Below are 18,474 nucleotides of genomic sequence, written 5' to 3' on the forward strand. Positions count from 1 at the left end.
TGCCGTTTTTTTTGCCTGTATTAAAGACTTCAGGACGCGATGAGCATCACGGTATGCCCGACCTCCAGTCTTGGGTTCGTCCTCAGCGCAGCTCGCACAAGGTATCTACGCAATGCCGGGATCCGAACTATTCGGCCCAGTAGCCGGTAACGTTTGCTGTTATCAATCAGGCGAGGACGGTAGAGCCCGAATCGTGCCAGCGCGTGATAGGCCAGCGTCGTCGCATGCCATTCCTTGTGGAAGTCGGCAACGGGTTCATGCCAAATATCGGCTTGTTCGAAGCCTTCGCTGTGGGCAAGATTGGTCAGTGCTCGGTCAGTCCAGCGCGTTACGTGATGCGGCGGCATATTGAGCGGAGAATTTGGAGCGATGGCCAGGAAGCTGTCCTGGGCTGGTACGGCGATCATCAGCGTTCCACCGGGCTTGAGCGCCTGAACACAGGCATGGAAGAACCGTTTGGGATGCTCGACGTGCTCCAGCACCTGGAACGCGCACACGATGTCGTAGCGAGGGCTGGCGGCGGCATGCTCCTCGACCGGCTGTTTCCTGACGTCCAGCCCGGCCGCACGCGCTTTGTGCACGGCTTCGTCATTGAATTCGAGCCCGGTGTACCGGATCGATTGCGGCAACCAGCGCCGGAATGCTCCCTTGCCACAGCCGACTTCGAGGACCGAGCTATCCTGGCGAATCAGCGTCGCCGCATGGGCGTATTCCGGTTTGTCGTCCTGGTAGTACCAGTCCTGCGTCTGCAACTGCTCGTAGAAGAGACCATCGCCCACGCAGGGGGGATCGAAAAAGCCCAGTTCGCAATGGTTGCAGTGGCATAAGGTGATGCTGCCGCCATGAAGATAGGCGCTGACGTCGATGCCTTTCTGCTTATAGCTGCGGATCAGATCCATCCGATCGACAGAGTCGACGGCCTCGGTATCAGCGGCACTGCATGCTGGACAAATGCGCTCAGGCACAACGTCCTCTCAGAGTTCTGGTCACCCAGGTGACGTTGCCGGTCAGCGTAGCAAGCGGGGAATGCGCCAATCTGGCCGTCCTCAAACGTGCGCACTTGCGTGTCGGCGCGCCATTCGATCGCATCCAGACATTTCGGCCCCACGTAACTCCTCGACGTAACTCCTGTATCCCGCCAAAACTGGAAGAAACCGAACAGAGCCGCTGCCGCCAGTCGAACCCAAGTCAGCCGGACACCCCTACGCATGAGAATGATCTACACTAGGTTAGCTTTTTACTATCCCTGAAGATCTTCCAAGGAGCAAATGATGAAAATGCGATGGATGAGCGCCGTCCTGCTGAGCGCCGTATGCGCTACCGCCAGTGCCGCCGACAATACCGTGACCCTCAAGCTGGCCACCGACAAAGGCGATGGCGCCAGCGTGGGCACCGTGAAGCTCAGCGAAACCAAGTATGGCGTGGTACTCACGCCCGACCTCAAGGACCTGCCGCCCGGCCTGCACGGCTTCCACATCCACGCCAACGGCAGCTGCGCGCCGAACCAGGCCGACGGCAAGACCGTCCCGGCCGGCGCGGCGGGCGGCCACCTCGATCCGGCCAAGACCAATAAGCACGGCACCCCATGGGGCGACGGCCATCTGGGCGACCTGCCGGCGCTGACGGTCGATGCCAAGGGCATGGCCACCAATCCGGTCCTGGCGCCGCGCCTGAAGATGTCGGACATCAAGGGCAAGGCCCTGATGGTCCACGTCGGCGGCGACAACCACTCCGATCATCCGGCGCCGCTGGGCGGCGGAGGCGGCCGCATGGCGTGCGGCGTGATCCAGTAAGCCGCGAACTTGCACTGAAAGCGGATGGCGGCGCATGGCGCGCCGTCCGCCGCTCGGTCCATCAGTCCGCGCGCAAGCGCCCGCGCAGCCACACCAGGCTCGACGCGGCGTAGTTCATCACCGAGATATGCCCATCCTCCGGCTGCTGCCACAGCTCGGCTGAGCGGCAGTGGCGCGCCAGCCATTCGCTGTGCGAGGGCGGCGCCACGCGATCCTGCATCCCATGCACGAACAGCGCCGGACAGGCGATGCGCGTGCAATCGAACCCCCACGGCGTCATATACGCGATATCGTCGTCGATCAAGCCGTCGTTCCCCTTGGCCAGCGCCGGTCCCACCACGCTGTCGAACCATGACCACGGCCCCGCCAGCGCATCCCAGTCTTCAGGCGTGAACATCTCGCGGTCGAACGCGAGCCCCAGCGCCTCATGATATGCCTTGGCCGCGCGCCCCTGCGCTGCCGCGCGCAGCGCCGCCGCCCCGTATGCGCCCATGCCCTTGAACCAGTCGAGCCCCTGCGCGTCGGGCGGCGCCAGGCCCGCGATGCTCACCGCGCCCACCACCCGTTCGGGCAGCAGGGCGGCGCACGCCAGCGCATGCGGCCCGCCGCCGGAATGCCCCATCACCGCGAAGCGCTTGACGCCCAGCCGGTCGGCGATGCGCTCGACGTCGAAGGCGGCCGAGGCGACGTCGCGCCCAATGCGCTCCGACGAGCCGCCATAGGCCGGGCGGTCGTAGCCGATCCAGCGTATGCCGAGCTGCGCCGCGAGGGCGAACAACGGCTCGGGCGGGCGGCCGATGTTCGGCGTGCCGTGGTGCCAGAACACGGCCAGCTCCTGCTCGCCGGGTGGCGCCAGGTCGTAGAAGTGCAGCGTACGTCCGTCGCCGAGCACCAGGTCGTCTTCGCGCATCGTGCGCCTCTTTCGTCGGTGGATCGAAATCGTTGGCCCCAAACGGTCGTTCCCGCGGGGGCGGGAACCTAAGTTTCTCGCGTTACGAAGACGCTGGCAAACTTGGGTTCCCGCCTGCGCGGGAACGACGTGCTACTGCTGACTAAAACTTGAAGCCTGGCGGCTGCGATTACTTTGCAGCGCGCGCCTTGCCGAACGGATCGCCTTCCTTCCACGCCGGCATCTGCGGCGCGTCGGCCACCGCGCGGCCCAGGTTCAGCGTGTACTGCGCCTGCTGCACCATGCCCGACAGGTCCCAGCTCGGATCGTATTCGTCCGACGCCTGGTGGTATTTGTCGCGGTAGGTCGCGGCCTTGGCGTTGTTGGCCTCGACGTCCTTCACCCAGCTGCGGCCCGCGCCCACCGAGAACGCCGGCACGCCGGCCTTGGCGAAGCTGAAGTGGTCGCTGCGGAAGTAACCGCCGGCCAGGTCAGGCCTGGGCTGCGCGACGGTCAAACCCATCGCTTGGGCGGCAGCAGCGGCCATCGCGCCCAGTTCGGTACGCTCGCTGCCCGGCACGCTGACGTCCTTCACCGGGCCCACCCAGTTCAGGCTGTCCAGGTTCAGGTTGGCGGCGGTCTTGGCGATCGGCCACAGCGGCTTGGCGACGTAGGCGGCGCTGCCCAGCAGGCCTTGCTCTTCGGCGGCCACCCACAGGAACATCTGGCTGCGCTTGGCCGGGTGCTTGACGGCTTGCTCCGCCATCGCCAGCAGCGCGCCGGTGCCCGAAGCGTTGTCGACCGCGCCATTGAAGATGGTGTCTCCCTCGGTGCCCTGCTTGCCCATGTGGTCCCAGTGCGCGGTGTAGATCACCACTTCGTCCTTGAGCTTTGGATCGGTTCCCGGCACCACGCCGGCCACGTTGAACTCTTCGAGCTTGCGCACCTGCGCGCGCGCGGTGCCCTTCAGGCGGGCCTTCAGGGTCACCGGCTTGAAGTTCTTGTCTTCGGCGGCTGCGCGCAGTTTATCCAGATCCTGGCCGGCGGCGGCGAACACCTTGCGCGCGGTGTCGTCGGTCATCCAGCCCTGCACGCCGGTGCCCACTTTCCCTTCGGTGAGCTGGAAGCGCTCGGCGTTGGCCCAGCTGTTCTGCACCACGCTCCAGCCGTACGAGGCCGACTTGTCGGTGTGGATCAGGATGGCGCCGGCCGCGCCCTGGCGCGCCGCTTCCTCGAACTTGTAGGTCCAGCGGCCGTAGTAGGTCAGGCCCTCGCCGTTGAAGCGGTTCGGTTCCGCCGCGGTCGGCATCGGATCGTTCACCATCATCACCAGCACCTTGCCCTTCAGGTTCATGCCCTTGAAGTCGTTCCAGCCGCCTTCTTCCGGCGCCACGGTGCCGTAGCCGACGAAGACCAGGTCCGCGTCCAGCTTGTGCTCGGCCTTGCCGTCGCCCGGGCCCCAGACCCAGTCAGCGCCGAACTGCAGCGGCAGCGCCTTGCCGCCGGCGGTGATCGCGATGTCGCTCTTGGCCGGCAGCGAACGCACGCCGGCGATCTTGACCGCCTGACGGAAGCTGTCGCCGTTGGCCGGCTTCAGACCGGCGGCCTTCGCCTGCGCCTCGAGATAGGCGACGGTCAGCTCGCCGCCGCGCTGGCCGGTGCCGCGGCCTTCCATGGCGTCGGCGGACAGGTGGGCCAGGTGCGCGCGCAGCGGCGCTTCCTGGACATTTTGCGCATGGGCCGGATAGGCCAGCGCCAGGCTGCCGGCGAGGGTGGTAAGGACGAGGGAAGAGACGATCTTGTACATAAAATCCTGCGACTTGAGTTGATCGGGAAGGGCACATTCGTGGTGTGCGCGGGACATTCTATGACAAGTCCTTAAAAAAAACGCAGGATATCGGTCGACATCGTCATTCCCGATTGCCCCCGTAAATACGGTTCGCCTTCGTCGCGCGGCGGTAGCAGATGCCGCGGCACGCCGGGCATGCGCTCTTGCACGGTGATCGCGAAAATCTCGTCGGGCGCGCTCTCGATCTCGAAGTGCAGCACCCGGTCTTCCATCCCGTACAGCGACAGCAGCCACGGCGCCTCGCTGGACGTGAGAGGCGCGCCGTCGAGCCGCGAGCGCAGCGCCTTGGCGCCCGACATGCGCAGCTCGATGTGCGGCGCGCGGTTTTTTGAACGCACAGTGAACGTGCCGCGCCGCACCTTGCCGACGGTATCTCGCAGCGCGACCACGCTATTACGCAGGACGAAGCACTCGGGGAAGGCGACCGCATCCTCGCGCGGCGCTTCGGCATACCACTGGCGCGGGCTGTTCCAGCCGAAGACTTCGACGAAGATGGTCGGCTGCCGGCCGGGGAACAGCCGGCGGCGCCAGTCGTCCAGCGGCTGCTCCGGCAGCAGCCAGTAAGCGCGCCAGGTGTTCGCGTCCTTGTAGTAGACCAGGTGTTCGAGGCCATCGGACGCGGGCGGCAGCGGGGCGCGCGGCGCCGCCTGTCCCGGCAGGGCAAAGCAGCTTGCGGCCAGCAGCGCCAGCGCGGCGGCGACGGCCGGCGCGACGGACATCACCAGCAGCAGGCTGGCGAAGCACAGCATCGGCAGCGCCATCAGCATCGGCGGCAGGTACAGGTGGTGCGGCGCAAGCAGCAGCCAGGCGTCACGCAGCGCCGGCGCAAACAATGCGGCGGCCGGCGCCAGGGCGGCCACCAGCACCAGCAGCCGCACGGCGAAGGCCTGGCGCCGGCCCCAGGCCGAGTGCAGGACGAGGAAGGCGGCCAGCGCCGCCGCCAGCGGCCAGGCCAGCACGTAGGCGGCGCCGGGCAAGAAGAACACGACCAGCAGCAGCGTCAGCGCGGGCCAGGCCAGCGCGCCGAGCACCGTCGCCGCGGCGCCGACGCTGCGGCGCAATATGTACAGCCCAGCGACGAAGACGCAGCTTGCTACGGCCATCACCATCAGCGGCAGGCGCTGCTCGCCCGCGAGGCCGGCGGCGGCAATCTCTTCGCGCCAGGTCCAGCTGCCCACGCGCACCACGAGCAGCAAAAAGCACACGCCGAACACGCCTTGCGCCGCCTCGGTCGCGCCGTCCGCGCCGAACAGGCGGCGCCAGGCGAACCCCAGCATCAGGCAGGACAGCGTCGCCGACGCCCAGGAGAGCCAGGCCGCGTGCTGCACCAGGCCCACGACGGGCAGCGAGAAATAGGCGACGGCGCTCTGCGTCCCGCGTTCGAGCGGCGCGTCGCCGTAGGATCGCGCCAGGCGCAGCATCGCGTCGCCCAGCTGCCGTGGATTTCCTTCGCCGCCGGCGAACAGCAGCACCGGCGTATCGAGCGCCGCCAGCGGACCGAGGTGCGGCGCGTCGTTCAGCATGCGCGCCAGGGTCGTCTCGAGCGAGGAGCCGCGCAATTCGGGCGCGGCGCGCATCCAGCCGGCCAGCGCGGCGCCGCCCGCGCCGCTGGTCTCGACCATGCGCAGCCCGGCGGCGCCGGAAGGATCGAACTTGAGCGCCAGGCCGATGCTGGCGGCCAGCGGATGCTGTTCGACGAAGCCCTTGGCGCCCAGCGCGCCGACGTGGTGGCCGTCGGTGAACAGCAGCACGACGTCGCTGGCGGGCGGCGCGGCGCGCAGGGAGCGCGCGGTTTCGAGCAGGGCAGCCATCGTGACGGCGCCGTGCGCCGCTTTGTGCACCGCGTTGCCGCTGTCGTAGTGGGCCGTGAGCAGCAGCGCCGGGCGGCGGCCCCCATCCGGGGCGCTGCCGGGAATCCTGGCGACGACGTTATGGACGACGCCGACCGTGTTGTGGATGGCGCCAAAATAGTAGACGACCGACTTGCGCACCGTGGCGCGCTGCACCGCCGGCGCCAGGCCCATCGCCCGCAGTTCGGCCAGCAGATAGGCACGCGCCTGGGCATTGCCTTCGGTCGCGATCGAGCGTGGGGTGGCCGCCAGCACCTGTATGTGTCTCTGCATGCGGGCGTTCCAGCCGCCGGCCGCAATCTCCGCCTGCGGCTCGGGCGGGGGCGGCGCCGTCAACGCCATCCAGCCCAGCACGGCCAGGACGGCCAGTCCCAGGCAGCCGGCCAGGGCGTGCATGAAACCCGTTAGATGGTGCGCCGGCATCGGCGTGCTTGCTGCATCCATGTGTTCTCTCTCCATTGTTGTTGTGATCGGATGTGGCCTGCGCAAGCGTCCATGCACCTGTCATAGGGACGAAAAAAAGCCCGCCGATGAAGTGGGGCGGGCCAAAAGAGGAAAGGGGTGTTTATTCCAGTGTCCAGACGTAGGCGAGCTGCGCCCACCCGGCTTCGGCTGTGCCTCCGTTCATCGCCGGCTGGAAGGTGCACAGGCTCAGGGCATTCACGGCGGCCCGATCGAGCTCACGCGAGCCGCTGGAAGACTGGATGCGCGAGTCCTGCACCCGGCCATCGGGCCCGACCAGCAGCGCCAGGGTCACGGTCCCGGTCTCGCCATTGCGCGCAGCGCGCACCGGATAGTCGGGTTTAGCGCAGCCGTTGGCGTCGGCCAGCACGGCGCTGCGCATCTGGCCGCTGTTCGACGACGGCTCGGCGGCCGGCTGTGGCGGCGCATCGGACTGGGTTTGCTGGGCCGGTTCAGGCGACGGCTCCGTAGTCGCTTCCATCACCTGCTCGAGCGGCGGCGCGGGCACCTCGACTTCCACATCCGGCACCACGATTTGGGGCGGCGCGGCCTTGGCGACGGGCTTCGGCGGTTCGGGCGGCGGGGCAGGCGGCGGCGTCTCCGGCTGGATCCACACCAGCTTGTCTTCCAGCATGGCAGGCAGCGAAAGCGACTTGGCGTTCATCGTGCTGATCACGCCCATCGCCACCAGCACGTGCAGGCCGGCCACCAGGGCGAACTTGCCGGCCTTGCCGCCGGCGCCGTGATTGATGTCAGAAAAATGCATGGCAACCTCCTTTATTCGTCCCGCCATCCGTCGGGATCGGCAGGTTTCCTACCTTGGAAGAATGCATATCTACAGCTCGTTGGAATCAATATATGCTATGTCCTAGCAATTTGCAAATCCATAATCTAGTAATTTTGTTTCTAGTTGTGTGTGCGCCAACGTGCCAAGCATCCCCATCGGTAGGGTGCACGCCTCCGCCGTCCACGCGTCCAGCAAAAGGAAGTGCGCGCAAAACGCATGCCGAAGCGCACAAAATCTCCCTGCCTTTCCATTCGCTTCGCCGCCCGTTGTATGAAATAATTCCTCACTGTGCCGTGGCTTTTCGCCCCGGCCACCGCAACGCCAGCCACTGGCACCGCACACCGGCCACGCGCCAGGAGAATCAAATTGGCAGAACAGAACAAACCCATCCGCGTCATGCTCGCGGATGATCACCCGATCGTCATGACCGGTTTCGCCATGTCGCTGGAAGCGGCGGGCATGCAGGTGGTGGGGCAGGCCAAGACCCCGAGCGAGGCGACCGCGCTGTACGCCGCCGAGCATCCCGACGTGGCCGTGCTCGACATGCGCTTCGGCACCGAGCTGACCGGCATGGACGCGGCCCAGGCCATCCTCAAGTCCGACCCGTCGGCCAAGATCGTCTTCCTGAGCCAGTTTGACCAGGACAGCCTGATCAAGGAAACCTACCGCCTCGGCGCGCACGCCTTCGTCACCAAGGATTGCGACCCGGCCGACCTGGCCACCGCAGTGCGCCACGCCCACGAGGGCAAGCTGTACTTCCTGCCGCACATCGCCTCGCGCCTGGCCAGCATGGCGGTGCGCGGCGAAGTCACGCCGCAGTCCCAGCTCGACGAGCGCGGACTGGAAATCTTCAAGCTGATGGCCGAGGGCATGACCAATGCCGAGATCGCGGAGCGCCTCGACCTGTCGACCAAGACCATCAGCAACATCAGCCAGTCGATCAAGGAAAAGCTGGGCGTGCACCGCCAGGCCAGCATCACGCTGCTGGCGGTCAAGCACGGCCTGATCGAGCCCTGACGCGATGGCCATCCTCCCGCGCCGCATGCCCCACCAGCGCCCGCGCGCGCCCGCGCTGGCGCCGCTGCTGGCGATCGCCTTCCTGCTCCTGCTGTCCGCCGGCGGCGCGCATGCGGCCCAGCATGCCGAGCGTGAGCGCGAACGCGAAGAAGCGCAGGGCTTCCGTTTCCAGATCCTGACCGGCGACGACAGCGCCGTCACCCACCGCATCGCCGACGACCTGTACAAGCGCCTGGTGCCCACCTTCGCCGCCTTTCGCACCGAGCTGGCGCAGAAGCGCCGCATGCTGTACGTGGCGATCGGCCCGACCGCGCTGCGCGACGCGCTGTCGCGCCGCTGCGATTGCGTGGTGATTTCGGCCTACACCTCGAGCCAGGTGTGGCGCACGCTGACCGCGCGACTGCCCAAGCCGCGCCGCATGGCCATGACCGCGATCTATGCCGAGCCGGCGCCGAACGATCAGATGCGCCTGGCCGAACTGCTGTACGGCCGCCCGGTGCGGGTCGGCGTGCTGCTCGGCCCCGACACCGCCTTCCTGAAGCCGGCGCTGACCGACGCCACCGAGATCCAGATGTATACGCCGGGCGAAGACCTCAATCACACGCTCAACAGCATGACGCGCGCCGAGACCCTGCTGGCGCTGCCCGACAGCGACATCTACAACGCCGAGAACGTGCGCAACATCCTGCTCTCGACCTACCGCCGCAAGCAGGGCGTGATCGGCTTCTCGGCCGACATGGTCAAGGTCGGCGCGCTGGCCACCACGTATTCCGAGATCGAGGAGATCAACGCCCAGGTGGCCGAGCTGGCCGCCGACTTCGTGCGCACCGGCGAGCTCGATCCGCCGCAGTTCCCGCGCTACTTCCGCACCATCATCAACGAAGGGGTGGCCAGTTCGCTCGACCTGCGCGTGACCGACGCCGCCCGTAACTTCGCACGGCGCGCGCCGGCCGTGCAATGAACCTGCGTTTCTGGCGCGGCTGGGGTGTCGGACGGCGCATGGCCGTCATCACCATGCTGCCCGTGATCCTGCTGTTCACCTCCTTCGTCTGGTATTCCTGGTATGCGCACCGCGCCCAGGTGGCCGAAGAGCTGGCCGAGCGCGGGCGCATCCTGGCGCGCGCGCTGGCCGAGACCTCCGAATACAACGTCATCTCTGGCAACCTGTCCGACCTGCGCCTGACCATCAACGGCCTGGTGCAGTCCGACCGCAGCATCTATAAAGTCGACGTGATCGACGGCAGCGGACGCGCCGCGGTGCGCGTGGTGTCCGAGTCGGCCAGCGACGCCCAGGCCCATTACTACGAGGCGCCGATCCGCAAGCAGGTGGTGTGGATCAACCTGTTCTCGGACAACGGCACGCCGCACGTGTCGGCATCGAGCGATTCGCGTCCGCCCACGCTCACCACCGAAGTCGTCGGCTGGGTGCGGGTGACGATGTCGCCGGCAAACATGATGGCCAAGCAGACCGACCGCTTCCAGATCGAGCTGTCGATGGCGGCGCTGGCGCTGGCCGCGAGCGGCATCCTGGCCTGGGTGCTGGCGCGCTCGCTGATCGTGCCGCTGCGCGAGGCGATCGGCACCTTGCGCCAGATCCGGGGCGGCAACTACCGTGTCCACCCGCCGGTCACCACCGGCGGCGAGATCGGCGAGCTGCAGGCCTCGATCGGCGAGATGTCGCTGGCGCTGGACGAATCCAAGCGCGACCTCGAGAACAAGGTGGCCGAGCGCACGCGCGACCTGCTGGCCTCGCGCAACGAGGCGCTGCGCGCCGACGCCGACAAGCGCAAGCTGATCCAGAAGGTCAACGAGATCATCGAGGACGAGCGCAAGAGCATCGCGGTCGAGATCCACGACGAGCTCAATGCGTCGTTGATCGCGGCGCGCCTCGAGGCGCAGGCGATCGGCCTGCTGGCGGCGAAGGCCCCGCCCGGGCCCGAGGTCGACGAGATCCGGCGCAAGTCCGAGGCCATCACCAAGCTGGCGCTCGACCTGTACGCCAACGGCCGGCGCCTGGTGCGCCGCCTGCGTCCCGAGGTGCTCGACATGCTGGGCCTGCACGGCGCGGTGGAAGAGATGGTGCGCCACTACGACACCACGTCCGGCTGCCGCTTCGACCTGCACAGCGAGGGCGATTTCGCGCGCCTGTCGAACGAGCTGGCGATTTCCGCCTATCGCATCGTGCAGGAGGCCCTGTCCAACGTCATGAAGCACGCCGCCGCGCGCTCGGCCCATGTCAGCCTGCTGCTGGACGAAGGCAAGGGCATGCTGCGCATCCGCGTGGTCGACGACGGCGCCGGCTTCGACACCGCAAGCGCCTCGGAAGGCATCGGCATCATCGGCATGCGCGAGCGCGCCTATGCGCTGCACGGCACGATCGAAGTGCGATCCAGCCCGGGCGAAGGCACCGACGTCGCGATCGCGCTGCCGCTCAACCTGCCGGTCCAGGCGCCAGGTGCGCCGGCGACGATTTCCGAAGCATCCACCTCACAACGATAAGATCCATGTCCACCGAACTGCTGACGCCCTTTGAGAAGGGCAACCTGAACCAGACCACCACCTGGAGCGAGTGCATCGCCTGGTACGAAGACCTCGCGCGCCGTTTTCCTGCGGTGCTGCGCTTCGAGAAGGTGGGCGTGTCGGATGCGGGCGTGCCGATCCACGCGGGCGTGGTCAGCAGCGACGGCGTGTTCGACGTCGAGGCGATCAAGCGCGCCGGTCGTCCGGTCTTCTTCAACAACAACGGCATCCACCCGGGCGAGCCGGAAGGCGTCGACGGCTGCATGGCGATCGTGCGCGACTTCTGCCTGCAGAGCGCCAAGCGCGCTGCGCTGGGCCGCACCGTGTTCCTGTTCGTCCCGCTGTACAACGTGGACGGCAGCTTCAACCGCGCCGACACCTCGCGCGTGAACCAGGACGGGCCGGAGCAGTTCGGCTTTCGCGGCAACAGCCGCCACCTCGACCTGAACCGCGACTTCGTCAAGTGCGATACCTCGAGCGCGCGCACCTTCAATCGGCTGTTCACCCTCTGGGATCCGGACGTGATGGTCGACACCCACACCTCGAATGGCGCCGACTACAGCTACACGATGACCCTGATCCACACCCAGGCCGACAAGCTGGGCGGCGGCCTGGGGAGTTTCCTGCGCGCCGAGATGCTGCCCGCGATCTACGCCGGCATGGATGCGCGCGGCTGGCCGACCTGTCCCTATGTGAACCCGGTCAAGGACAGCCCGGACCACGGCATCGCCGAATTCCTCGAGACGGCGCGCTTCTCGACCGGCTACGCGGCGCTGCACCACACGATCGGCTTCATGCCCGAGACGCACATGCTCAAGCCGTTCAAGGACCGCTACGCGTCGATGGTGGCGCTGGTCGAAGTGGCGCTGGAGTTCACGGTCAAGAACGCCGACCGCATCCAGGCGCTGCGCCGCGCTGCGCGCGAGGAAGGCCGCAAGCGGGCCGAATGGCCGGTGCGCTGGAAGATGGACGAGGCCAATCCCTCGCGCGTGCGTTTCAAGGGCTACGAGGCGAAGTACAAGAAGAGCGTCATCGGCGACTACAGCCGCCTGTACTACGACCGCAGCAGCCCGTGGGAACGCGACATCGCCTACTACAACAGCTTCCCGGTCGACGTCGCGGTGCCGGCGCCGCAGGCCTATGTGGTGCCGCAGCAGTGGGTAGAGGCGATCGAGCGCCTGGAGTGGAATGGCGTGCGCATGGAGCGGGTCGCGGCGGACCGCCTGCAGGAGGTGGCGTACTACCAGATCGCATCGGTGACCTCGCGCCCGTCGGCCTACGAGGGCCACATGTTCCATGACGAGGTGGCGCTGGACCGGCGCACCGGGCATGTCTTGCTGCGCGCCGGCGACTACATCGTGCCGCTGGACCAGGACCGGGCGCGCTATGCGGTCGAGACGCTCGAGCCGCTGGCCCACGACAGCTTCTTCCGCTGGGGCTTCTTCAACAGCGTGCTGGAGAAGAAGGAGCACTATTCGGATTACGTGTTCGAGGACGAGGCCGAGAAGCTGCTGGCTGAGGAGCCCGAGTTGGCGGCGAAGTTCGCCGAGTGGAAGGCCGCCAATCCGGGCCTGCTGGGCAGCCAGGAAGCGGTGCTCGACTTCATCTACGCCAATTGCGCGCGCTATCGCGAGCCGGAGTGGAACCGCTATCCGGTGTTCATGATCGCGAGGTAGGGTTGGCGGCTACGCCGCCGACGCGGTGATGGTTGGCCGCGAGATCATCCGGCGCGAGAGCGGAGCCGACACCAATCGACGCGCAACGTCGTCCCCGCGAAGGCGGGGACCCAAGGTCGCTCGCGCAGCCACTGCAATCAATCATAGCGGCGGCGCGAACAAATTGGGTTCCCGCCTTCGCGGGAACGACGCTGGCTGGATTTGCGGCAGTGCGGCAGCAGTGCGGCGATCCTTACTTCGACGCCGCGATCCACCGGTCGACCTTCGCCTCCAGCACCGCCAGCGGCAAGGTGCCTTCGTCCAGCACCACCTCGTGGAATTTCGGCAGGCTGAACTTGTCGCCCAGCGCCGCCTGCGCACGCTGGCGCAGTTCCATGATCTTCAGCGAACCGATCTTGTACGCCAGCGCCTGGCCCGGCATCACCATGTAGCGCTCGATCTGCGCGCGCGCTTCCAGTTCCGAGTAGCCCAGCGTGTCGCGGAAGTACGCGATCGCCCGGTCGCGGCTCCAGCCCTTGCTGTGGAGGCCAGTGTCGACCACCAGGCGCGCGGCGCGCAGCATTTCGTCGTTCAGGTGGCCGAAGTAGTCTTCCGGCTGTTCGAACAGGCCCATCTCCTTGCCCAGGGTCTCGGCATACAGCGCCCAGCCTTCGGTGAAGGCGGTGTTGCCGCCGAACTTGCGGAAGTTCGGCAGGCCCAGTTCCTGCAGCAGCGCGATATGGAAGTGGTGGCCCGGCTGGCCTTCGTGCAGGTACAGGGTGACCATGCCGGTGCGGCCATACTTGGTCGGGTCGTTCACGACCGACCAGAACACGCCCGGACGCGAGCCGTCGGCGGCCGGCGCCGAGTAGTGGTCCGACGCGGTCTCGCGCGTCAGTTCCGGCTCCAGCCGCACTTCCAGCGGCGCCTTCGGCATCAGGGTGAACAGGGCAGGCAGCTTGGCGCGCACTTGCGTGTCCAGCTTCTGGAACACCTCGATCACTTGCCGGTCCGTGGTGAACGGCTTGTACTTCGGCTGCTCGGACACCCACTTCGGCAGGCCGGCGGCCGGGCCGCTGTAGCCCATCTTCGGGCCGATCTTGCCGTATTCGCCCTGGATGCGCGCCACTTCCTTCAGGCCGATCGCGTGGATCTGCTCGGGCGTCATGTCGGTGGTGGTCATCGCCGCCACGCGCGCCTTGTACCACTCGGCGCCGTTCGGCAGCGCGTTCCAGCCGGCGGTGGTGCGGGTCTTCGGCAGGTATTCCTTCTCGACATAGCTGGCCAGGCGGTCCAGGGCCGGATTGAGCTTGCCGACCGTCGTGCGGTAGGCATCAAGCAGGCTGCGCTTGTCGGCAGCCGAGAAGCCTTCCGGCAGCTTCTTGATCGGGGTGTAGAAGATGCTGGCTTCCGCGCTCTTGGCCTGCAGCTGCTTGAGCTGCGGCAGCAGCGACTGCATCGGCTCGCGCGGATGCACGATGCCGCGCTTGACGCCTTCGCGCATGTTCGCGATCGACTGGTCGATGTAGGCGACCATCTGGTCCAGGCGGCTCAGGTAGTTGCGGTAATCCTGCGGCGTGGCGAAGGGCTGGGCGCCCTGGCCGCCGGCGTAGTTCGCCATGAACACCGGCATGTTGAACATCTGGTCCACCGGCAGCAGGTGCTCGGGGAAGGCGCCCAGGCGCAATGCGGTCTCGAGCTCGAACTTGACGACGTCGTAGCTGGCCTGCTCGTGCGCGTTCAGGCGCTCGCGCGGGATTGCCGCCAGGCGCTTCAGGTAGCCGCGGTACAGCGCAAACTGCGCTTCGCGCTTCTGCGGCGCGATCGACAGGCCGAGCTGATCGAAGAAGCGGCCGTCGCCGCTCTCGGTCGCCCACACCGGCTCGAAGCGGGCATAGGCCTCGTAGTACTCGTCGACCAGCTTGGCGATCGCCTTGCCGGCGTCGGTCGTGGCGACCTTCTGGTTGGCGGGCGCGGCGTCGAGCGCAGGCGCGGCCTGGACCGATGCGCATGCGAGCAGGGCGCCGATCGCCAGCGCGCCGAGCTTGAAGTTCTCTCTCATTTTTTTCCTTGTCGGGTCAGTAGCTGGCCAGCGGCGTCAACGCGCCGTTCTTGAAGGTGTAGACCGTCACCGCCGTCTTCTTGAGGTTGCCCTTGGCGTCGTAGCCGTAGGCGCCGACCACGCCCTGGTAGCTGATCGCGTGCATCGCGGCGCCGACCTGCCTGGCGTCGACCGACTTCGCCTGCTGGATCGCCTGGGCGATGAACCTGGTCTGGTCGTAGAACGAAGGCGCGTAGACGTCCGGATCGCGGCCGAAGCGCTTCTTGTAGCTGGCCAGGAAGCCCGGGCCGCCCGGCTGCTGGGCGACGATGGCGCCGGCCTGCGCGCAGCGCACGTTCTCGCCGACCGCTTCGCCGCCCAGCCGGGCCATTTCGGGGCTGCACAGGGTGTCGCCGCCCAGCAGCGGCACGTTCAGGCCCAGCTGCTTCATCTGGCGCGCCATCGGGGCGGCCTGCGGGGCGTAGCCGCCGAAGAAGATGGCGTCCACCTTCTTGGCGCGCAGCGAGGTCAGGATGGCGGCGAAGTCGCTCGCCTTGTCGTTGGTGAATTCGTGGCCCGCGACCTTGATGCCGGCTTTCTGCGCCTGGCGCTTGAATTCCATCGCGATGCCCTGGCCGAACGCGGTGCGGTCGTCGATCACGCCGACGTTCCTGACCTTGAGTTCCTTGGCGGCATAGCCGGCGACCGACGCGCCGACCTGCGTGTCGCTGGCCACGATGCGAAACACCGTCGGGTAGCCGGCGGCCGTGATCTTGGGGTTGGTGCCGACGGTCGACATCAGGATGCCGTTGTCGTTGTAGACGCGCGAGGCCGGAATCGCCACGCCCGAGTTATATGGGCCGAGCACGTATTTGACGCCGGCGTCGGCGAATTTCTGGGCCACGGTCACGCCCTGCTTCGGGTCGCCCGCATCGTCTTCGGACTGCAGTACGAAGCGCAGCACGTTGCCGCCTACCTGGATCTTCTGCGCGTTGAGTTCTTCGATGGCGAGGCGCACGCCGTTTTCATTGTCCTTGCCGGCGAAGGCGTTGGAACCCGACAGCGGGCCGCTCACGCCGATCTTCACGATTTGTTCAGCGGCGGTTGCCTGGACGGCGAACAACGCCGCCAGCGCCAGCGGCGCCATCTTTATTTTCGATCGCATTCCCTTGGTCTCCGTTGATGTCAACGGCCGCCATCATCGCACGATTCGCACGACCGGCGAAAGCGCCAGGCGTCGCCGTAAACACGCTCAGGCCGGCACGCCGTGCGAGATCAGTTCGAGCGGCAGGGCGGTGGTCGACTTGATCTGTTCCATCGAGAAGGCGGACGACACGCCGGTCAGGCGCGCGGTCTTGATCAGCTTTTTATAGAAGCGGTCGTAGCCGGCGATGTCGGTGGTGACGACCTTGAGCAGGTAGTCGACGTCGCCGCTCATGCGGTGGAACTCCAGCACCTCGGGCAGGGCGATCACGGCGGCGGCGAAGCGCGCCAGCCATTTTTCGTCGTGCTCGGTGGTCTTGATGCTGACGAACACCGTGACCGGCAGGCCCACCTTTTCACGATTGACGATGCTGACGCGGCTTTCGATATAGCCGTCTTCCTCGAGGCGCTTGACGCGCTTCCAGCAGGGCGTGCTGGACAGGCCGACCTTCTCGCTCAGGCCCGAGATGGAAAGCGTGGCGTCCGCCTGCAAGGCGGCGAGAATCGCACAATCAAACTTGTCGAGTGAGTTCATATTCCGCAAAGCATGTTTATAAGAATAATTATTCTATTAACAGCCCACAAATGGAGAAATTTGGGACGTTTCGATTGGCGTAAATCCGTACCATATTACTGGACAATAACGTGTTGTGCGACACCTTTTTATGTTTTTGGCAGCTAATCATGATCACCGAAATCTACCTCGACACCAACGCGACTTCGCCGCTGCTGCCTGCCGCCGCCACCGCCGCCATGGCTGCGCTGCAGGAGTGCTTCGGTAATCCGAGCAGCAGCCATGCGAGCGGCCTGCGCGCACGCGCGCTGCGCGAGAGCGCGCGCGCCTGCGCACGGCGGGTGCTGGGCGCCCCGAGCGGACGGCTGATGTTCAACAGCGGCGCCACCGAGGGCATCCAGACCGCGGTGCTGTCGGCGCTGTGCGCGCTACGCGAACGGCGCGCAAGCGGCGAAGAGTGGGCAAACATCGTGCTGGTCGGCGCCACCGAGCACAAGGCGGTGTCCGAGAGCGTGGCGCACTGGAACCGGCTGCTGGGTCTTGGGCTCGAACTGCGCGTGCTGCCGGTCGACGCCGACGGCCGCCACCGCCTGGACGTGCTGCGCGCGCTGGCGCCGCGCCTCGCTTTTGTTTGCACCATGGCCGCCAACAACGAGACCGGCGTCGTGTCCGACCTGGACGGCATCGCCGCGGTGCTGAGCGATACGGCCAGCCCGGCGCTGTGGCTGGTCGACTGCGTGCAGGCGCTCGGCAAGCTGCCGCTGCACCTGGGCGCGAGCCGCATCGACTACGCGCCATTCTCCGGCCACAAGCTGCATGCGCCGAAGGGCATCGGCATGCTGTACGTGCGCGAAGGCGCGCCGTTCACGCCGCTGATCTGCGGCGGCGGCCAGGAAGACAACGGGCGCTCGGGCACCGAGAACATGGCCGGCATCGCGGCGCTGGGCGCGGTGCTGGCAGCGCTGGAGCGCGGCGACACCTTTCTTGGCCTCGAAGAACTGCAGGCGCGCCGCGCGCGCCTGGTGGACGCCTTGACCCGCGCCTTTCCCGGCATCGTATTCAACGCGCCGCTGACGCATGCGCTGCCTACCACGCTCAACTTCTCGGTCCCCGGCGTCGCCAGCGCCGAGCTGCTCGACCTGTTCGATGCCGCCGGCATGCGCGTCAGCGCCGGTTCGGCCTGCGCCGCGTCGAAGGCCGCGCCGAGCTATGTGCTCGACGCGATGGGCTTGCCGGCCTGGCGTAGCGCGTCGGCGGTGCGCCTGTCGATCGGGCCGCTGCCGGACGACGCCGCGCTGGAGCTGGCGTGCGAACGCATCGCGCGCTGCGGGGCGGCGCTGGCAATGCCGGCAGCAGCGTCGGCAGCAGCGTCGGCCACGGCGGCGGCGGCGCTCGAGGCGGCGCATCCTGACGCCGCGCTGGACGCCGGCATGGAGCTCGACGCGATCGCGGCGCGCGGCTGGCTGGCGGCCCATCCCGACGCCATCGTGGTCGACGTGCGCGACGCGCGCGAGCACAGCGTCGCCGGCCAGGTGGAACTGCACGGCCGCATGGCGCTCAACGTGCCGCTGGCGAGCGTGAAGGAACATGCCGCCGCCTGGCTGGGCGCCGGGGCCCGTCCCTTGCTGTTCGTGTGCCGCAGCGGCGCACGCAGCGCCCGCGCCGCGCGCACCCTGCGCGCCATGGGCCATCCGCGCGCCTGCTCGCTGGCCGGCGGTTTCGCGCTCGCCATCTGACTCTCCCCGGCCGCCTGCCAGCTCGGCAGGCGGTGTGTGTACGCCAGCGCACGGTGACGTTCCGGTCCCTTCCATAGCATGGAGTCAGCCGTGCGCGCCCAGCATCATTTGTCTGGCCTCTTGCCCCGATAACCCCGGGTGTCCGTCCTCCGGCGGTC

General features: G+C 67.2%; 14 protein-coding genes. 6 read left to right on the forward strand and 8 right to left on the reverse strand.

The window, feature by feature from the left end; all coding sequences use genetic code 11:
* Nucleotides 1–29 precede the first annotated feature (29 nt).
* The gene (locus ABIB38_RS02520; protein ID WP_429201481.1) at nucleotides 30–899 is read right to left on the reverse strand and encodes a class I SAM-dependent methyltransferase; all 870 of its coding nucleotides are present in this window, start codon (nucleotides 897–899) and stop codon (nucleotides 30–32) included.
* Between the two features lie 372 nt (nucleotides 900–1,271).
* Between ABIB38_RS02520 and sodC the strand changes: the two genes are divergently transcribed.
* Nucleotides 1,272–1,793, forward strand: a complete 522-nt coding sequence (gene sodC, locus ABIB38_RS02525; RefSeq protein ID WP_429201793.1) for a superoxide dismutase [Cu-Zn] SodC — start codon at nucleotides 1,272–1,274, stop codon at nucleotides 1,791–1,793.
* 61 nt (nucleotides 1,794–1,854) lie between these two features.
* On the opposite strand, the gene ABIB38_RS02530 is transcribed toward sodC, so the two are convergent.
* The 4 genes from ABIB38_RS02530 to ABIB38_RS02545 all read right to left on the reverse strand — a co-directional run bounded on the left by ABIB38_RS02530 (nucleotide 1,855) and on the right by ABIB38_RS02545 (nucleotide 7,609).
* Complete coding sequence (locus tag ABIB38_RS02530; protein WP_429201483.1) at nucleotides 1,855–2,703, reverse strand: alpha/beta fold hydrolase; 849 nt, start codon at nucleotides 2,701–2,703, stop codon at nucleotides 1,855–1,857.
* Between the two features lie 169 nt (nucleotides 2,704–2,872).
* Nucleotides 2,873–4,489, reverse strand: coding sequence for a M28 family peptidase (locus tag ABIB38_RS02535; RefSeq protein ID WP_429201485.1), 1,617 nt, complete (start codon nucleotides 4,487–4,489; stop codon nucleotides 2,873–2,875).
* A gap of 71 nt (nucleotides 4,490–4,560) precedes the next feature.
* The gene (locus tag ABIB38_RS02540; protein WP_429201487.1) at nucleotides 4,561–6,825 is read right to left on the reverse strand and encodes a M28 family peptidase; all 2,265 of its coding nucleotides are present in this window, start codon (nucleotides 6,823–6,825) and stop codon (nucleotides 4,561–4,563) included.
* Between the two features lie 121 nt (nucleotides 6,826–6,946).
* On the reverse strand, nucleotides 6,947–7,609 hold the full coding sequence (locus tag ABIB38_RS02545) for an energy transducer TonB (protein WP_429201488.1): 663 nt from the start codon (nucleotides 7,607–7,609) through the stop codon (nucleotides 6,947–6,949).
* Nucleotides 7,610–7,996: 387 nt separating this feature from the next.
* Here ABIB38_RS02545 and ABIB38_RS02550 point away from each other — a divergent pair, with 387 nt between their 5' ends.
* The 4 genes from ABIB38_RS02550 to ABIB38_RS02565 are packed head-to-tail and all read left to right on the forward strand — an operon-like array spanning nucleotide 7,997 to nucleotide 12,843.
* Nucleotides 7,997–8,647, forward strand: a complete 651-nt coding sequence (locus tag ABIB38_RS02550) for a response regulator (RefSeq protein ID WP_123071681.1) — start codon at nucleotides 7,997–7,999, stop codon at nucleotides 8,645–8,647.
* 4 nt (nucleotides 8,648–8,651) lie between these two features.
* Nucleotides 8,652–9,608 (forward strand): hypothetical protein, encoded by a 957-nt coding sequence (locus tag ABIB38_RS02555; RefSeq protein ID WP_429201490.1) that lies wholly within the window; start codon nucleotides 8,652–8,654, stop codon nucleotides 9,606–9,608.
* Nucleotides 9,605–11,146, forward strand: a complete 1,542-nt coding sequence (locus ABIB38_RS02560) for a HAMP domain-containing sensor histidine kinase (RefSeq protein ID WP_429201492.1) — start codon at nucleotides 9,605–9,607, stop codon at nucleotides 11,144–11,146. Before ABIB38_RS02555 ends, ABIB38_RS02560 begins: the two co-directional genes overlap by 4 nt.
* Nucleotides 11,147–11,151: 5 nt before the next feature.
* Nucleotides 11,152–12,843 carry a M14 family zinc carboxypeptidase gene (locus tag ABIB38_RS02565; RefSeq protein ID WP_429201494.1) on the forward strand — a complete coding sequence of 564 codons (1,692 nt, stop codon included), beginning with the start codon at nucleotides 11,152–11,154 and terminating at the stop codon, nucleotides 12,841–12,843.
* A gap of 232 nt (nucleotides 12,844–13,075) precedes the next feature.
* Here the strand turns inward: ABIB38_RS02565 and ABIB38_RS02570 are convergent, their stop codons facing one another.
* The 3 genes from ABIB38_RS02570 to ABIB38_RS02580 all read right to left on the reverse strand — a co-directional run bounded on the left by ABIB38_RS02570 (nucleotide 13,076) and on the right by ABIB38_RS02580 (nucleotide 16,601).
* Nucleotides 13,076–14,884, reverse strand: coding sequence for a DUF885 domain-containing protein (locus ABIB38_RS02570; protein WP_429201496.1), 1,809 nt, complete (start codon nucleotides 14,882–14,884; stop codon nucleotides 13,076–13,078).
* Nucleotides 14,885–14,900: 16 nt separating this feature from the next.
* A complete protein-coding gene (locus ABIB38_RS02575) occupies nucleotides 14,901–16,028 on the reverse strand; it encodes a branched-chain amino acid ABC transporter substrate-binding protein (protein WP_429201498.1) in 1,128 nt (375 codons plus the stop codon).
* An 87-nt stretch (nucleotides 16,029–16,115) separates the two neighbouring features.
* Nucleotides 16,116–16,601, reverse strand: a complete 486-nt coding sequence (locus tag ABIB38_RS02580; protein ID WP_429201500.1) for an Lrp/AsnC family transcriptional regulator — start codon at nucleotides 16,599–16,601, stop codon at nucleotides 16,116–16,118.
* A 149-nt stretch (nucleotides 16,602–16,750) separates the two neighbouring features.
* Here ABIB38_RS02580 and ABIB38_RS02585 point away from each other — a divergent pair, with 149 nt between their 5' ends.
* The gene (locus ABIB38_RS02585; RefSeq protein ID WP_429201502.1) at nucleotides 16,751–18,316 is read left to right on the forward strand and encodes an aminotransferase class V-fold PLP-dependent enzyme; all 1,566 of its coding nucleotides are present in this window, start codon (nucleotides 16,751–16,753) and stop codon (nucleotides 18,314–18,316) included.
* Nucleotides 18,317–18,474 lie beyond the last annotated feature (158 nt).

Origin of the sequence: Massilia sp. UYP11, assembly GCF_050434805.1 — a bacterium.
Classification (GTDB): domain Bacteria; phylum Pseudomonadota; class Gammaproteobacteria; order Burkholderiales; family Burkholderiaceae_D; genus Telluria.

What these genes read in the sequence shown, in the direction of transcription:
- ABIB38_RS02555 (WP_429201490.1), top strand. Translation starts at nt 8,652, where the DNA reads ATGGCCATCCTCCCGCGCCGCATGCCCCACCAGCGCCCGCGCGCGCCC.
- ABIB38_RS02530 (WP_429201483.1), bottom strand. Translation starts at nt 2,703, where the DNA reads ATGCGCGAAGACGACCTGGTGCTCGGCGACGGACGTACGCTGCACTTC.
- ABIB38_RS02565 (WP_429201494.1), top strand. Translation starts at nt 11,152, where the DNA reads ATGTCCACCGAACTGCTGACGCCCTTTGAGAAGGGCAACCTGAACCAG.
- ABIB38_RS02520 (WP_429201481.1), bottom strand. Translation starts at nt 899, where the DNA reads ATGGATCTGATCCGCAGCTATAAGCAGAAAGGCATCGACGTCAGCGCC.
- ABIB38_RS02580 (WP_429201500.1), bottom strand. Translation starts at nt 16,601, where the DNA reads ATGAACTCACTCGACAAGTTTGATTGTGCGATTCTCGCCGCCTTGCAG.
- ABIB38_RS02575 (WP_429201498.1), bottom strand. Translation starts at nt 16,028, where the DNA reads ATGCGATCGAAAATAAAGATGGCGCCGCTGGCGCTGGCGGCGTTGTTC.
- ABIB38_RS02560 (WP_429201492.1), top strand. Translation starts at nt 9,605, where the DNA reads ATGAACCTGCGTTTCTGGCGCGGCTGGGGTGTCGGACGGCGCATGGCC.
- ABIB38_RS02585 (WP_429201502.1), top strand. Translation starts at nt 16,751, where the DNA reads ATGATCACCGAAATCTACCTCGACACCAACGCGACTTCGCCGCTGCTG.
- ABIB38_RS02545 (WP_429201488.1), bottom strand. Translation starts at nt 7,609, where the DNA reads ATGCATTTTTCTGACATCAATCACGGCGCCGGCGGCAAGGCCGGCAAG.
- ABIB38_RS02535 (WP_429201485.1), bottom strand. Translation starts at nt 4,489, where the DNA reads ATGTACAAGATCGTCTCTTCCCTCGTCCTTACCACCCTCGCCGGCAGC.
- ABIB38_RS02540 (WP_429201487.1), bottom strand. Translation starts at nt 6,825, where the DNA reads ATGGATGCAGCAAGCACGCCGATGCCGGCGCACCATCTAACGGGTTTC.
- sodC (WP_429201793.1), top strand. Translation starts at nt 1,272, where the DNA reads ATGAAAATGCGATGGATGAGCGCCGTCCTGCTGAGCGCCGTATGCGCT.
- ABIB38_RS02570 (WP_429201496.1), bottom strand. Translation starts at nt 14,884, where the DNA reads ATGAGAGAGAACTTCAAGCTCGGCGCGCTGGCGATCGGCGCCCTGCTC.